15 protein-coding genes are annotated in these 13,895 nt (G+C 61.9%); 10 read left to right on the forward strand and 5 right to left on the reverse strand.

Translation table 11 applies throughout. From position 1 onward, the window contains the following. Window positions 1-3 precede the first annotated feature (3 nt). Window positions 4-345 (forward strand): hypothetical protein, encoded by a 342-nt coding sequence (locus AC0R79_RS07545; protein ID WP_007959194.1) that lies wholly within the window; start codon window positions 4-6, stop codon window positions 343-345. On the opposite strand, the gene AC0R79_RS07550 is transcribed toward AC0R79_RS07545, so the two are convergent. From AC0R79_RS07550 to AC0R79_RS07560, 3 genes are all read right to left on the reverse strand, one after another. Continuing rightward, window positions 315-1,526 carry an aminotransferase class V-fold PLP-dependent enzyme gene (locus AC0R79_RS07550; protein WP_474733928.1) on the reverse strand — a complete coding sequence of 404 codons (1,212 nt, stop codon included), beginning with the start codon at window positions 1,524-1,526 and terminating at the stop codon, window positions 315-317. The two genes, AC0R79_RS07545 and AC0R79_RS07550, sit on opposite strands and share 31 nt — an antisense overlap. Further along, window positions 1,523-1,993, reverse strand: coding sequence for a RidA family protein (locus AC0R79_RS07555; protein WP_474733930.1), 471 nt, complete (start codon window positions 1,991-1,993; stop codon window positions 1,523-1,525). The genes AC0R79_RS07550 and AC0R79_RS07555 overlap by 4 nt, the downstream gene beginning before the upstream one ends. A gap of 88 nt (window positions 1,994-2,081) precedes the next feature. After that, window positions 2,082-2,948 (reverse strand): LysR substrate-binding domain-containing protein, encoded by an 867-nt coding sequence (locus tag AC0R79_RS07560; RefSeq protein ID WP_127797144.1) that lies wholly within the window; start codon window positions 2,946-2,948, stop codon window positions 2,082-2,084. A gap of 185 nt (window positions 2,949-3,133) precedes the next feature. Here AC0R79_RS07560 and AC0R79_RS07565 point away from each other — a divergent pair, with 185 nt between their 5' ends. Together AC0R79_RS07565 and ccoM are read left to right on the forward strand one after the other, a co-directional pair. Next, on the forward strand, window positions 3,134-3,295 hold the full coding sequence (locus AC0R79_RS07565; RefSeq protein WP_007959203.1) for a hypothetical protein: 162 nt from the start codon (window positions 3,134-3,136) through the stop codon (window positions 3,293-3,295). A 145-nt stretch (window positions 3,296-3,440) separates the two neighbouring features. Then, window positions 3,441-3,557 (forward strand): cytochrome c oxidase subunit CcoM, encoded by a 117-nt coding sequence (gene ccoM, locus AC0R79_RS07570; protein WP_007959205.1) that lies wholly within the window; start codon window positions 3,441-3,443, stop codon window positions 3,555-3,557. Window positions 3,558-4,128: 571 nt separating this feature from the next. On the opposite strand, the gene AC0R79_RS07575 is transcribed toward ccoM, so the two are convergent. Further along, window positions 4,129-5,604, reverse strand: a complete 1,476-nt coding sequence (locus AC0R79_RS07575; RefSeq protein WP_007957824.1) for an inorganic phosphate transporter — start codon at window positions 5,602-5,604, stop codon at window positions 4,129-4,131. A gap of 375 nt (window positions 5,605-5,979) precedes the next feature. Beyond that, entirely contained in the window at window positions 5,980-6,180 is a 201-nt protein-coding gene (locus AC0R79_RS07580) for a hypothetical protein (protein WP_007957826.1), read from the reverse strand. A gap of 642 nt (window positions 6,181-6,822) precedes the next feature. Here AC0R79_RS07580 and pcaR point away from each other — a divergent pair. The 7 genes from pcaR to pcaG all read left to right on the forward strand — a co-directional run bounded on the left by pcaR (window position 6,823) and on the right by pcaG (window position 13,736). Beyond that, window positions 6,823-7,665 (forward strand): pca regulon transcriptional regulator PcaR, encoded by an 843-nt coding sequence (pcaR, locus tag AC0R79_RS07585; RefSeq protein ID WP_007917109.1) that lies wholly within the window; start codon window positions 6,823-6,825, stop codon window positions 7,663-7,665. A gap of 295 nt (window positions 7,666-7,960) precedes the next feature. Continuing rightward, window positions 7,961-9,307, forward strand: coding sequence for a 4-hydroxybenzoate transporter PcaK (gene pcaK / locus AC0R79_RS07590; RefSeq protein WP_007957828.1), 1,347 nt, complete (start codon window positions 7,961-7,963; stop codon window positions 9,305-9,307). A 281-nt stretch (window positions 9,308-9,588) separates the two neighbouring features. Beyond that, the gene (locus AC0R79_RS07595) at window positions 9,589-10,446 is read left to right on the forward strand and encodes a CoA transferase subunit A (protein ID WP_003222404.1); all 858 of its coding nucleotides are present in this window, start codon (window positions 9,589-9,591) and stop codon (window positions 10,444-10,446) included. After that, window positions 10,446-11,225, forward strand: coding sequence for a CoA-transferase subunit beta (locus AC0R79_RS07600; protein WP_007957829.1), 780 nt, complete (start codon window positions 10,446-10,448; stop codon window positions 11,223-11,225). Before AC0R79_RS07595 ends, AC0R79_RS07600 begins: the two co-directional genes overlap by 1 nt. Beyond that, window positions 11,222-12,427: a 3-oxoadipyl-CoA thiolase gene (pcaF, locus tag AC0R79_RS07605; RefSeq protein WP_474733934.1), complete on the forward strand. Its 1,206-nt coding sequence runs from the start codon at window positions 11,222-11,224 to the stop codon at window positions 12,425-12,427. The genes AC0R79_RS07600 and pcaF overlap by 4 nt, the downstream gene beginning before the upstream one ends. A 36-nt stretch (window positions 12,428-12,463) precedes the next feature. Continuing rightward, the gene (gene pcaH / locus AC0R79_RS07610) at window positions 12,464-13,168 is read left to right on the forward strand and encodes a protocatechuate 3,4-dioxygenase subunit beta (protein WP_007957831.1); all 705 of its coding nucleotides are present in this window, start codon (window positions 12,464-12,466) and stop codon (window positions 13,166-13,168) included. Between the two features lies 1 nt (window position 13,169). After that, entirely contained in the window at window positions 13,170-13,736 is a 567-nt protein-coding gene (gene pcaG / locus AC0R79_RS07615; protein ID WP_007957832.1) for a protocatechuate 3,4-dioxygenase subunit alpha, read from the forward strand. The last annotated feature ends 159 nt before the right edge of the window (window positions 13,737-13,895 follow it).

Genomic DNA, 13,895 nt, shown 5'->3' on the forward strand with positions numbered 1-13,895 from the left:
CATATGCTGCCACCGATGCTCCCCCTGAGCGCCGTGCCGATCACCTCCCAGCAGGATCCGATCCGCCAGCGACCGGATATTCCCCCTGTGGTGCCGGTGCAGGAAAGCTCCAACGAAAGCACCATCGACCTGCAAAAGCGCGACCCGGAAGAGGACGGCTATCTGCTGCGCGAAGAGCAGCGCCGCCAGCAGGAACGCGATCGCCGGCGCCGAGAAGCCGACGACGACCCGGAAGCACACCTCGCCGTGCCCGGCACCGAACTGAATGCCGACAACACCGTGCCGGTGGCGCCGCTGATGGAAGATCAGCCGCGTCAGGGGCTTTGGGTCGACATCGAAATCTGAGGCCGGACGGCCAGCTCCGTCAGGTTTTCCAGCAACACGTCGATCTCTTCTTGCGTGTTCAAGTAGCTCACCGCCACCCGCGCAATATTCGTCAGCCTGCGCGCCTGCATGTCCAGCGGCGTGTAGGCCACGCCATTGGCGCCGATGTTGATTCGCCGCTCGGCCAAAGTCTGCTTCAGTGCCACGCTGTCCCAGCCTTCGAGCGTGAAGGCGATCAGCCCGGATTGTTGATTGGCCGTTCCGAGATCCCGCACCGTCAGGCCGGGAATCGCCTTCAGGCGTTGGCGCAATCCGCTGCTCAGTTGTTCGATGCGCCGGCGGATGGGTATTGCGCCGAGGCGGTTGTACTCCTCCAGCGCATTGGCCAGACCGGCCAGCAGGGCCAACGACACTTCACTGGTTTCAAAGCGGCGCGCGTCATCACGCAGGGTAAAGCGCTTGCCGTCCCACGGCGCCGACAAAACATCGCGCTGCACGGGGAGCAGCCGTTGCAGAAATTGCGGCCGGATGTACATCAACGCCGTGCCGCGCGGTCCGCGCAGGAACTTGCGACCCGCACCCTTGAGCACGTCGCACTGCAAGGCCTGAACATCGCAGGGCAACTGTCCCAGTGCCTGGCCGGCGTCGATGAAATAAGGGATGCCGTGGCGCCGCGTGACATTGCCGATCTGCGCGGCGGGGTTGATCAGGCCGCCGTTGGCCGGCAGCCAGGTCAGGGCGATCAGCCGCACTTGGCCGTCGATCATCTGCGCCAGGGCTTGCGGGTCGACCGCGCCATGGGCGTCACAAGGAATCACTTCGAGCCGCGCGCCGGCCTTCACCGCTTCGGCCATGCACGCCAGATTGCCGGCCCATTCATGGCGCCCTACCAGAATCCGCTCGCCGGGCTGCCACGGCCCCAGCGCGTTGAACGCCTGGCTCCAGGCCGTCGAGCCGCTGCTGGCGAAGGCGATGTCTTCGGGCTGGGCGTTGAGCAGGGCGGCGGCCGCGTTGCGCGCGCGTTCCTGTACCCGGTTGTCCGCCACTTCCATCGGCCCGCCGAGTGCTTCGCGTTGCAACTGTTCGATCACCGCGTCGAGGGTCGCCTGACTCGGCAACGAGGCGCCAGCGTGATTGAAGTGGATCACCTGAGCGCAGCCGGGTGTGGCGGCGCGCAGGCGCAAGATGTCGTCAATGTTCACGGTTTGAGCTCGAAGATCGCGTCGATTTCCACCGCGACGCCGGCCGGCAGGCTCGACACGCCGACCGCGGTGCGCACGTGCCGGCCTTTGTCGCCAAGGGCGTTGACCAGCAGGTTCGAGGCGCCGTTGGCGACGGCGCCCTGAGCCTTGAAGTCCGGTGTGGCGGCCACGAAAACCCCGAGGCGCAGGATGCGCACCAGTTTCGACAGGTCATCGCCCAGTGCATGGCTCAACTGGGCGAGCAGGCCCAAGGCAGCCAGTTCAGCGGCGTTGGCCCCTTCTTCGTCGGAGATCGCTTCGCCCAATTGCCTGATGAACGCAGGTTTGCCGTCGAGCAATGGAATCTGCCCGGAGATGAACAGCTGATTCTGGCTGACCACATGGTTGACGTAATTGGCGATCGGCTGGCTCGGTTCGGGCAGGCGCAGGCCGAGTTGTTGAACGCGTTGGCTGAGGGAATCGGTCATGGGAAGTCCTCCTGAGTGAGGGCTTCAGCATGTTGGTGAGTGCGAAGGTCGACAAACGGATAGATTTAATCCGACGCATCCAAAAAATTCATGCGTTCGCGGTTTCCTCCAGCCATTCGCAGAAACTCTGCGCCGCCGGAGTTTGCGGGCGTTGCGGGGTGACCAGCCAATAGCCGATCTCGCCGAGCATTGGCGGCGTGTCGAAGGCCGGCACCAGCGCGCCTTCCTTGATCCGCCGTTCGATCATTCGCTGGCGACCCATGGCAATGCCCTGACCGGCGACGGCCGCTTCGACGACGATGTTGTAGTCGTGCAGCATGACGCTGGGCACATGAGCCAGATCGATGCCGCTGTGTTGCTGCCAGTCGATCCATTCGAACGGCTGGTGCGACTTGGCCATCAGCAACGGCCCGTTGGCCACGCCTTTGGCCTTGAAGGCCGGGCTGCAGACTGGCGTCAGGGTTTCGCCCATGAACCGGCGGGCGTGGACTTTCGGCCAACCGCCCTTGCCGTAGCGGATCGCCAGATCCACCTCGCCGGCGTCGACATCGGCCAGTTGCACGGCGGGCAGCAGCTCGACATGGATGTTCGGGTATTTCGCGTTGAAATCCACCAGACGCGGCGCCAGCCATAAAGTGGCGAAAGAGGCGAGCAGACCGATGCGCAGGGTGGTGGGGCGCTCGCCGCGCAGGTCGTGGGTGGCGGCGGCAATCGCGGCAAGGGCCGGTTCGATCTGCCGGTAGTATTGTTCGCCGGCGGGTGTCAGATCGATCGCCCGGGTGCGGCGCACGAACAGTCGTTGATCGAGGAATTCTTCGAGTTTGTGCACCTGATGGCTGATCGCGCTTTGGGTCACCGACAGCTCATCGGCAGCCTTGATGAAACTCAAATGGCGGGCCACGGCCTCAAAGGCGCGCAAGGCCATCAGCGGTGGCAGATCCTGATGCAGGGGCACGGCGCAGATCCTTCGGGTTCAGGGCGAGGCGCCGATTGTGCTGGCAAATCCGGTGGGCGGTACATGAATTGTTGTAGAGCGTTTAGGCCTGTGGCTGGTCAGCGCCTGCGTCAGGCCGCATTATTGGCGCAGTCCTGTCGGTGATCCGGCAGTTGTGATTCAGTCCAAGCGATGCACCGAACGCCATGAGCCAAGACGACAAGCTGATCGACCTCAACACCGAACGCGCCAAGCGGGTTCATGACCTCAACGAGAAGCGCCTGAATGAAGTACGCCAGGCTTTCGAGCAGGCCATGCCGTTGGGTAAACCGAAGAAAAAGCCGAAAAACAAACCGAAAAAGCGTTGATCTCCCCTGCATCCGTTGATGCAGGTCAGTTATTTCCCTTCCTTTCCTCCCCATGGTGACCGGCATTGATCCCGGTCAATTCCTGCGCCTGCCTGATTGGTTAACTTAGTTCCATCGCAGCAGAGCAGGGGCCAGGAGGCCAGTCATGTTTTTCGATAACGTGGTGTTTGCCGGGGTCCTGACTGTGGGGCTGATGGTTCTGTTTTTTGCAGGGTTTGGATTTTTTATCTGGAAGGATGCGAATAAGCGCAAGAAGCCTTGATTCTTCCGGGTTTGATGAGCACGCAAGGCATTTTGGGCAACTTCGGTTGCCCTTTTTTTTGTCTACTTGGCGGCCTCTGGGCCGATCATGTTGTGGTTCGATTTGTGTGAATATCCGTTTCTTCGGGTGCTGCCGCTGGCGGTTTCGCCCTTACGGCGAGTCCCTTTGGCAAACGCCCCAAAGTAACCAAAGGGCTGGGCCCCTGCGTTCGGCGCCTCGCTGTGGCTCGGCGTTCCTTCGTTCCGGGATTCATCCGGGGGCATCGCCTACGGTTTGCTTCGCTGCACCTCCTCTCGATGTGTTCGACTTCGTCGAACGGCGCTACGCGCCCACCCCCGGATAAATCCCTCCACTCAGCCTTCCGATGGGGCCGGCACGTCAAGAGCGGTACTCGAGCTAACGCTCATCGTTTTGAGTGGTGAGAGGCGAAAAGCGAATGCGGACTGCTTTTGCTTGATCGTTCCCACGCTCCGCGTGGGAATGCAGCCCGGGACGCTCTGCGTCCCATTTCTGAAGGCAACAAAAAAGGCGTGATCCTTTCGAATCACGCCTTTTTCATTTCAGCGGTCTATCAGCTACCCAGCGCCTTCGACGCCAGCCAGAACAGGCCGGCCGACAGGGCCACGGTGGCTGGCAGGGTCAGGACCCAGGCCAGCAGGATGGTTTTCACCGTGCCGCCTTGCAGGCCGCTTTTGTTGGCGACCATGGTGCCGGCTACGCCCGAGGAGAGGACGTGGGTGGTGGAAACCGGCAGGCTGAAGATGTTGGCCATGCCGATCAGGCTGGCGGTGGTGATTTGGGCCGACATGCCTTGCGAGTAGGTCATGCCTTGTTTGCCGATCTTCTCGCCGATGGTCAGTACCACGCGTTTCCAACCAACCATGGTGCCCAGGCCCAGGGCCAGGGCGACCGCCAGAATTACCCAGAACGGGGCGTATTCGGTGGTGGTGGTCAGGTCTTTGCGCAGTTTGTCCAGGTCAGCCTTCTCACGCGGGGCGAGACCTGGCAGTTTGCTGACTTTCTTCGCGGTGTCGTCCAGGCAGAGCAGGTAGCGACGCACTTCGATACGGCTTTCCGAGGACAGCGAGTGGTAGTCCGCTACACCTTTGAGGGTGTCGAGCAGGGCGGCGATGGTCGGTTCGGTCTGTTGCGGGTTGCAACGGAATTTCTCCGGCAGGTCGCCTTCCACGCTTTTGCCCAGGGCCAGGAATTCGCCCAGGGTGTCGGCGTTGCGCTTGTAGAACTGGCTCAGGTGCAGGGTCGCATCGCGAGTACGTTCGATCTGGTAGGTGGTGCTGTTCAGGTCGAGTACGAACTGCGCAGGCACGATACCGATCAGTACCAGCATGATCAGGCCGATACCTTTCTGGCCGTCGTTGGAGCCGTGCACGAAGCTCACGGCCATGGCCGAGATCACCAGGACCAGGCGGTTCCAGAACGGTGGGTGCTTCTTGTCGTCGATCTTGCGGCGCTGTTCCGGCGTCTTGTGCATCTTTGACAGCGGGCGCCACCACTTCAGGCCGATCAGCACCAGCGCGGCGATCAGGAAGCCGGCCATCGGCGAGAACACCAGCGAGGCGCCGATATCGATCGCTTTCTGCCAGTTGACGCCGTCAGCCAGTGGAATTTCGTTGATCAGGGCGTTGGCCAGGCCGACACCGAGGATCGAACCGATCAGCGTGTGGGAGCTGGAGGCCGGGATACCGAAGTACCAGGTGCCCAGGTTCCAGGCGATCGCGGCGGCGAGCAGCGAGAACACCATTGCCAGACCATGGCCGGTGTTTACGTTGATCAACAGTTCTACCGGCAGCAGGTGCACGATGGCATACGCCACGCCAACGCCGCCCAGCAGTACGCCGAGGAAGTTGAACACGCCCGAGAAGAACACCGCCAGGTGAGGCGGCATCGCTTTGGTGTAGATAACAGTGGCTACCGCGTTAGCGGTGTCATGAAATCCATTGATGAACTCGAAGGCGAGGACAAATGTCAGGGCGAGCAGGAGGCTCACAAGCACCCAGGCATCCAGTCCGCTGAATAAATCGATCATGAAGGTTTTCTGACCCGGTCATAAGGGGGCGCGATTATGCCAGAAAAGACTGGAAATCGATCCCCTACCTGCTCATCGGTAAGCTTCTTCGCCAAATTAATTTGTATCAAGGTGCATTACCCAAGCTTTTTGCAGGGTTTTGCAAGGTGTTGATTCAATTGAAAAAAATGCGATGCGCCGGCGAATTGGCCGGTTGTCGGGAGGGGGCTGAAACTTGTATGAAATATCTGAGAAACGCGTCTGACATGCTCCAGACCTGTGCAATACAGGGGAGTTGGCCGCTGCCCGCGGGTAGCGGGCGCGCAAGGCATCGTCAGTCCACCGTGCTTGTAGCCCGGTGAGTACGCTTACCCTCGAAAGTCTCAAAGGAAGGCATCACGGCTCTTCGGCTTTGAGTTCCTCTTCCATTTTTTTCAGTTCTTGCTGAAAGACCTGATCCTGAACGGTAGGGCGTTTACGCCAGGCTTTACGTTCTGGTTCGGGCTGGGCGGCGTAGGTGGTGACTTCCCCGCCGTAAACTTCCTTGTAACGTTGTTCCTGGCGCTCAAGTTCCGCGCGCAGTTCGTCTTTCGTCACAGTGCTACCTGTATGAGTTGAGATAAATGTCTGGTGAACGCACTGCAACGAATCATTTAACCGGTTCACCAACAAGCGCTCGCCCGGACAGGCAGCGGTGTTGTCGGGAAGACGGTCAGGACTTCCATGTTGCAGGCGGCTACGGCACCAGATTAAAACTGACGCAGCATCAGTTTCCTGTTTCAGCGAGCGCGCTGGCGGTGCATGAGTAATGAGCATCAGGCGCTGGCCGGGGCCGGCGGCGATGGACATCGCGCCAGCGGGTGGCACCGTCGGCAAATAAAAGCGCGGTGTCACTGAGGTGCATTATAGCGGCCGAATCGGGATTGACTATCTTTGCCAAGTTAAAAACGGTTCCGGATGTGTGATTGTTTTGTGACGTGCAACTTTCATCAATAGTTGCATCGTTGTTGCGCAGTGTTTGGTTTCTGGCGCCATTTAGTCGAACAACTAAGGCGCTTAAACCGCACCGGCGTTCCAAGTTCAAATCCGGCCTGCGCAGCCCGGTCGAGGAGGCCAGGGCGATTGCGATTATCGGTCGACGGTTCGATAATCGCCCGGTGTTGGCGGTCTGTCGCTTGTGTATCCGCCGGCGAGCCGCTTGTATAGCCGTTGATCCGAACAAGAAAAAAAGGACCTGACATGAACGATCAAATGCGCAATTCCTTCACCTCGGTAGCGCCGCCGATCGTCGCTTCGCCGGCCAAGCGTATCCAGGCCCTGACCGGTGATCCGGATTTCATGACCTCCCTGGCCCGTGGCCTGGCGGTGGTGCAGGCGTTTCAGGAGCGCAAGCGCCACCTGACCATCGCCCAGATCAGCCATCGCACGGAAATTCCCCGCGCCGCCGTGCGCCGTTGCCTGCACACGCTGATCAAGCTCGGCTACGCCACCACCGACGGGCGCACTTATTCGCTTCTGCCCAAAGTGCTGACCCTCGGTCACGCCTATCTGTCTTCGACGCCGCTGGCGGTCTCCGCCCAGCCGTACCTCGACCGCATGAGCGAACAACTGCACGAGGCCTGCAACATGGCCACGCTGGAAGGCGACGACATTCTCTACATCGCCCGCTCGGCCACCACTCAGCGGCTGATTTCGGTGGACCTCTCGGTGGGCGGGCGTTTGCCGGCGTATTGCACGTCCATGGGGCGGATTCTTCTGGCCGCGCTGGACGACACCTCGCTGCGCGAATACCTCGACCACGCCGAACTGGTCGCCAAGACCAGCCGCACCATCCACACCCCCGACGCCTTGCTCGAATGCTTGCAGGAAGTGCGGCAGCAGGGCTGGTGCATCGTCGATCAGGAACTGGAGCAAGGCCTGCGTTCGATTGCCGTGCCGGTCTACGATGCTTCCGGCCAGGTAGTGGCCGCGCTCAACGTCAGCACCCACGCCGGTCGCGTCAGCCGCACCGAGCTGGAGCAGCGCTTTCTGCCGGGCCTGTTAAGCGCCAGTCGCGACCTCAGCGCGCAATTGTTTGCCTGATGAAGCTGTTCGATAAACGCACAGAGTTGCGTTTATCGAATTGACGCTAAAACCCCCGGATCATTAATGTCGCGGCAGCGTCATCCGGCGCGAATGTGAATGAGCCCGCCGGATTGTCGACTCCCATAATAATGACAAGAGGCAACTTCCCATGCGCACGTTCCCCGACTGTCGCCGCTCCCGTTCCTGTTGCCGGTATTAGCGCAACACCTGATTCCTTCCTTATATAGTTGTGACCGTGCCGCTCTCTGGCCGGCCGCCGTTCGACTGCGTTTTCTTGCGTGGAATAAAAATAATGAACCAGCCTCAGTCCGCTGTGGGTCACTGCCTCGACGTGCAGTCCTTCATCAACGCCCAACCTATCTCGCGCTATCAGTGGCGTGTCGTGATTCTGTGTTTCCTGATTGTGTTCCTCGATGGCCTCGACACCGCGGCCATGGGTTTTATCGCGCCGGCCCTGTCCCAGGACTGGGGCATCGACCGCGCCAGCCTCGGCCCGGTGATGAGTGCTGCGCTGATCGGCATGGTTTTCGGTGCCTTGGGCTCCGGTCCTCTGGCTGACCGCTTCGGGCGAAAAGTCGTACTGGTCGGCGCGGTTTTTCTGTTCGGTGCTTTCAGCTTGGCGTCGGCCTACGCCACCAATGTCGATCAGTTGCTGGTGCTGCGTTTCCTCACCGGTCTAGGGCTGGGCGCCGGCATGCCGAACGCCACCACGCTGCTGTCGGAATACACCCCGGAGCGCAAAAAATCGCTTCTGGTGACCAGCATGTTCTGCGGCTTCAATCTCGGCATGGCCGGCGGCGGATTCATCTCGGCCAAGCTGATTCCGGCATTCGGCTGGCACAGCCTGTTGCTGATCGGCGGGATCCTGCCGCTGATCCTCACCGTGGTGTTGCTGCTCTGGCTGCCGGAATCGGCGCGTTATCTGGTGGTGCGCAATCGCGGCACCGACAAAGTGCGCAAGACCCTCGCGCCCATTGATCCTGCCACCGTCGCTCAGGCCGCGAGTTTCAGCGTGCCGGAACAGAAAACCGTAAAAGCGCGCAACGTGTTCGCGGTGATTTTCTCCGGCACCTACAGCGTCGGCACGTTGCTGCTGTGGCTGACCTACTTCATGGGCCTGGTGATCGTTTACCTGCTGACCAGTTGGCTGCCGACCCTGATGCGCGACAGTGGCGCGAGCATGGAGCAGGCGGCATTTATTGGCGCGCTGTTCCAGTTCGGCGGGGTGTTGAGCGCGGTGGGCGTAGGCTGGGCGATGGACCGGTTCAATCCGCACAAGGTCATCGGCATTTTCTACCTGCTGGCCGGGGTGTTTGCCTACGCCGTGGGGCAGAGCCTGGGCAACATCACGCTGCTGGCGACGCTGGTGCTGGTGGCGGGCATGTGCGTCAACGGCGCGCAATCGGCGATGCCGTCACTGGCGGCGCGGTTTTATCCGACGCAGGGCCGGGCGACCGGTGTGTCGTGGATGCTCGGGATCGGCCGGTTTGGCGCGATTCTCGGGGCGTGGATGGGTGCGACGCTGTTGGGGTTGGGCTGGAATTTCGAACAGGTGCTGACGGCGCTGGTGATTCCGGCGGGCCTGGCCACGGCAGCGGTGGTGATCAAGGGGCTGGTCAGTCACGCGGACGCGACCTGAGTTTCATTGCAGGATCGTTCCCACGTCGAACTGGCCGCAGAGAATGCTCCGCGCTCGGCTCCGGAAGGGACGCGGAGCGTCCCGGGCGGCATTCCCACGCAGAGCGTGGGAACGATCAGTGACGGAACGATAGGCAGATAACAATCTGTTCGATAAACGAACACTCAGTCGATTATCGGATTGTTTGGCGAAAATCAGCGGCTTAATCTTCAGTGACTCCGGCGCAGAACCTCGCGCCTTTTTATCACTGGCGATTCATTACAAAAACAGGAGCCCGCTCCATGGCTGAGATCCTTTCGCTGCACGACGCGGTGAAGCAATTCGTCAACGACGGTGACACCGTCGCGCTCGAAGGCTTCACTCACCTGATCCCTACGGCGGCGGGTCATGAAATCATTCGTCAGGGCAAGAAAGATCTGACCCTGGTGCGGATGACGCCTGACCTGATCTACGACCAACTGATCGGCGCCGGCTGTGCACGCAAGCTGATCTTCTCCTGGGGCGGCAACCCTGGCGTGGGTTCGCTGCACCGTCTGCGCGACGCGGTCGAGAAGCAATGGCCGCATGCGCTGGAAATCGAAGAACACAGTCACGCCGACCTGGCCAACGCCTACGTCGCCGGTGCCTCCGGCCTACCGTTCGCGGTGCTGCGAGCCTACGCCGGCTCCGACCTGCCGAAGGTCAACCCGCTGATCAAATCCGTAACGTGCCCGTTCACCGGCGAAGTGCTGGCGGCGGTGCCGTCGGTGCGTCCGGACGTGACCGTGATCCACGCCCAGAAGGCCGACCGTCAAGGCAACGTGCTGCTGTGGGGCATCCTCGGTGTGCAGAAAGAAGCCGCACTGGCCGCCAAGCGTTGCATCGTCACCGTCGAAGAAATTGTCGACAACCTCAACGCCCCGATGAACGCCTGCGTGCTGCCGACCTGGGCCTTGAGCGCGGTCTGCCACGTACCCGGTGGCGCGCATCCGTCCTACGCCCACGGTTACACCGAGCGTGACAATCGCTTCTATCAGGCGTGGGATCCGATCGCCCGCGACCGTGAGACGTTTACCGCGTGGATCAACGAATACATCCATGGCTGCGCTGACTTCAGCGAGTTCCAGGCCAAGTTGGCCGCTGCTTCGGAGGCCAAGTAATGACTTACACCACCAATGAAATGATGACCGTCGCCGCGGCCCGTCGCCTGAAGAACGGCTCGGTGTGCTTCGTCGGCATCGGCCTGCCGTCGAAAGCCGCCAACCTGGCGCGCCTGACCTCGTCGCCGGACGTGGTGCTGATCTACGAGTCGGGCCCGATCGGCGCCAAACCCAGCGTATTGCCACTGTCTATCGGTGATGGCGAACTAGCGGAAACCGCTGACACCGTCGTACCGACCGGTGAGATTTTTCGCTACTGGCTGCAGGGCGGGCGCATCGACGTCGGTTTCCTCGGCGCAGCGCAGGTCGACCGTTTCGGCAACATCAACACCACCGTGGTCGGCGACTATCACCAGCCGAAAGTGCGTCTGCCGGGTGCCGGTGGCGCGCCGGAAATTGCCGGTTCCGCAAAAAGCGTGCTGATCATCCTTAAACAGTCGGCACGTTCGTTTGTCGACAAACTCGATTTCATCACCTCGGTCGGTCATGGCGAGGGCGGCGATTCGCGCAAACGTCTGGGCCTGCCGGGCGCCGGGCCGGTCGGGATCATCACTGACCTGTGCATCATGGAGCCGGAAGAGGGCACCCACGAATTCGTGGTCACCGCACTGCACCCTGGCGTGACCCGCGAGCAAGTGGTCGCCGCCACCGGTTGGGCGATCCGTTTTGCCGACAGTGTGGCCACCACCGCCGAACCGACCGAAGTCGAGCTGACCGCCCTGCGCGATCTCGAAGCCCGCACCGCAGCGGCTCACGGCCAGGCACCGGGAGAAGCATGATGCGCGACGTTTATATCTGCGATGCGATTCGTACCCCCATCGGCCGTTTTGGTGGCGGTCTGGCTGCGGTTCGCGCCGATGATCTGGCCGCTGTGCCGATCAAGGCCCTGATGGAACGCAACCCGTCGGTGGACTGGAGCGCCATCGACGAAGTATTCCTCGGCTGCGCCAACCAGGCCGGCGAAGACAACCGCAACGTCGCGCGCATGGCGCTGTTGCTGGCCGGTCTGCCGGAGAGCGTTCCGGGCGTCACCCTCAATCGCCTCTGCGCGTCGGGCATGGACGCCATCGGCACGGCGTTCCGCGCCATTGCCAGCGGCGAAATGGAGCTGGCGATTGCCGGCGGCGTCGAGTCGATGTCCCGCGCGCCGTTCGTGATGGGCAAGGCGGATGCGGCGTTCTCGCGCAACATGAAGCTGGAAGACACCACCATCGGCTGGCGTTTCATCAACCCGTTGATGAAGGCCCAGTACGGCGTCGACGCGATGCCGCAGACCGCCGACAACGTCGCCGACGATTACGAAATTTCCCGCGAGGACCAGGACGCTTTCGCCCTGCGCAGTCAGCAACGTACTGCCGCTGCGCAGGCTGCCGGCTACTTCGCCGAGGAAATCGTCGAAGTGCGGATCGCCCACAAGAAGGGCGAAACCGTGGTCAGCCAGGACGAACACCCACGCGCCGACACCACGCTTGAAGCCCTGACCAAATTGAAACCGGTCAACGGCCCGGACAAGACCGTCACCGCCGGCAACGCTTCGGGCGTCAACGACGGTGCCGCCGCGCTGATTCTGGCCTCGGCCGAAGCGGTGAAAAAACACGGTTTGACTGCCCGCGTCAAAGTGCTGGGCATGGCCAGTGCCGGGGTCGCGCCACGGGTGATGGGCATCGGCCCGGTGCCGGCGGTGCGCAAACTCACCGAGCGCCTCGGCGTGGCGGTCAGCGATTTCGATGTGATCGAACTCAACGAAGCGTTTGCCAGCCAGGGTCTGGCGGTGTTGCGCGAGCTGGGACTGGCGGACGACGCGGCCCAGGTCAACCCGAACGGCGGCGCGATCGCCTTGGGTCACCCGCTGGGCATGAGCGGCGCTCGTTTGGTGCTGACCGCCCTGCATCAGCTGGAAAAGACCGGTGGCAAGAAAGGTCTGGCGACCATGTGCGTCGGTGTCGGCCAGGGTCTGGCCCTGGCCATCGAACGCGTCTGACGCAAGCCGTGACGAACAAGAACAGAGGAAAGCGAAATGACTGACAAGCCTGGTTACCGCCGCCCGCAGGAAGGCACCCAGCCGCCGTACCTGCACCCGAATTATCAATCCACCAATCTGCGCTCGCCGTCCAAGCCGTTGGTGTTCCTGCCGCACTCGCTGTCGGAAATCACCGGCCCGACCATCGGTGCCGAGCGTGTGGCCGACACCGATAACGATCTGACCGCCCAGCATCAGGGTGAGCCGCTCGGCGAGCGGATCATCATTCACGGGCGTGTGCTCGACGAAGACGGTCTGCCGGTGCCGGGGATTCTGGTGGAGATCTGGCAGGCCAACGCCGCCGGTCGCTACAACCACGCCCGCGACCTGCACGACGCACCGCTGGACCCGAATTTCACCGGCACCGGCCGCACCGTGACCGACGCCGACGGCTGGTATCAGTTCCAGACCATCAAGCCCGGCGCTTATCCGTGGGGCAACCACCACAACGCCTGGCGCCCGGCCCACGTGCATTTCTCGCTGTTCGGGCCGAGCATCCTGACGCGTCTGGTCACACAGATGTATTTCCCGGGCGACCCGCTGCTGCCGTACGACCCGATCTACAACTGCGTGCCGGATACCTCGGCCAAGGAACGCCTGATCGCCGCTTTCGATCTGGAAAAAACCATTCCGTCCTACGCCCTCGCTTATCGCTGGGACATCGTGCTGCGCGGCCGCGAAGCCACGCCGATGGAGAAATGAGATGACCCTGACTGCGACCACGTCCCACACCGTCGGGCCGTATTACCACATCGGCCTGACCTGGCTGAACCGTGAAAACCTCGCCAACGAACTGACCCTCGGCCAGCGCGTGGCGATCAGCGGGCAAGTGGTGGATGGCAACGGTGATGTCGTCAACGACGCCATGCTCGAAGTTTGGCAGGCCAACGCCGCCGGCAAATACGATCACCCGGAGGATGAGCAGGCCAAACCGCTCGACCCGAATTTCGAAGGCTTTGGCCGAGTGCCGGTGGACGCCGAAGGGCGCTTCCGTTTCACCACCATCAAGCCGGGCACGGTCGAAGGCCTGAAGGGCTCGACCCAGGCGCCGCACTTGGTGGTGCTGGTGTTCGCGCGCGGTCTGGTGAAGCACTTGCTGACGCGGATCTACTTCGAAGGCGATCCGGCGAACGTCAATGACCCGCTGCTCGAATGCGTACCGGCCGAGCGCCGCACCACGTTGCTGGCCAAGCCGGATGCGGCGGGGGTTTATCAGTGGAATGTGATCCTGCAGGGCACTGATGCGGAGACCGTGTTCTTCGATTACTGAGAATGATCGTTCCCACGCTCCGCGTGGGAATGCATCCCGTGACGCTCCGCGTCACAGTGGACGCGGAGCGTCCATGGCGGCATTCCCACGCAGAGCGTGGGAACGATCAACGTCGAGGCGCCGAATGCGTTTGCGTGGGAACGGTCAGTACAGGATGTG

The sequence above is a fragment of the Pseudomonas sp. HD57-3 genome, from assembly GCF_056113135.1.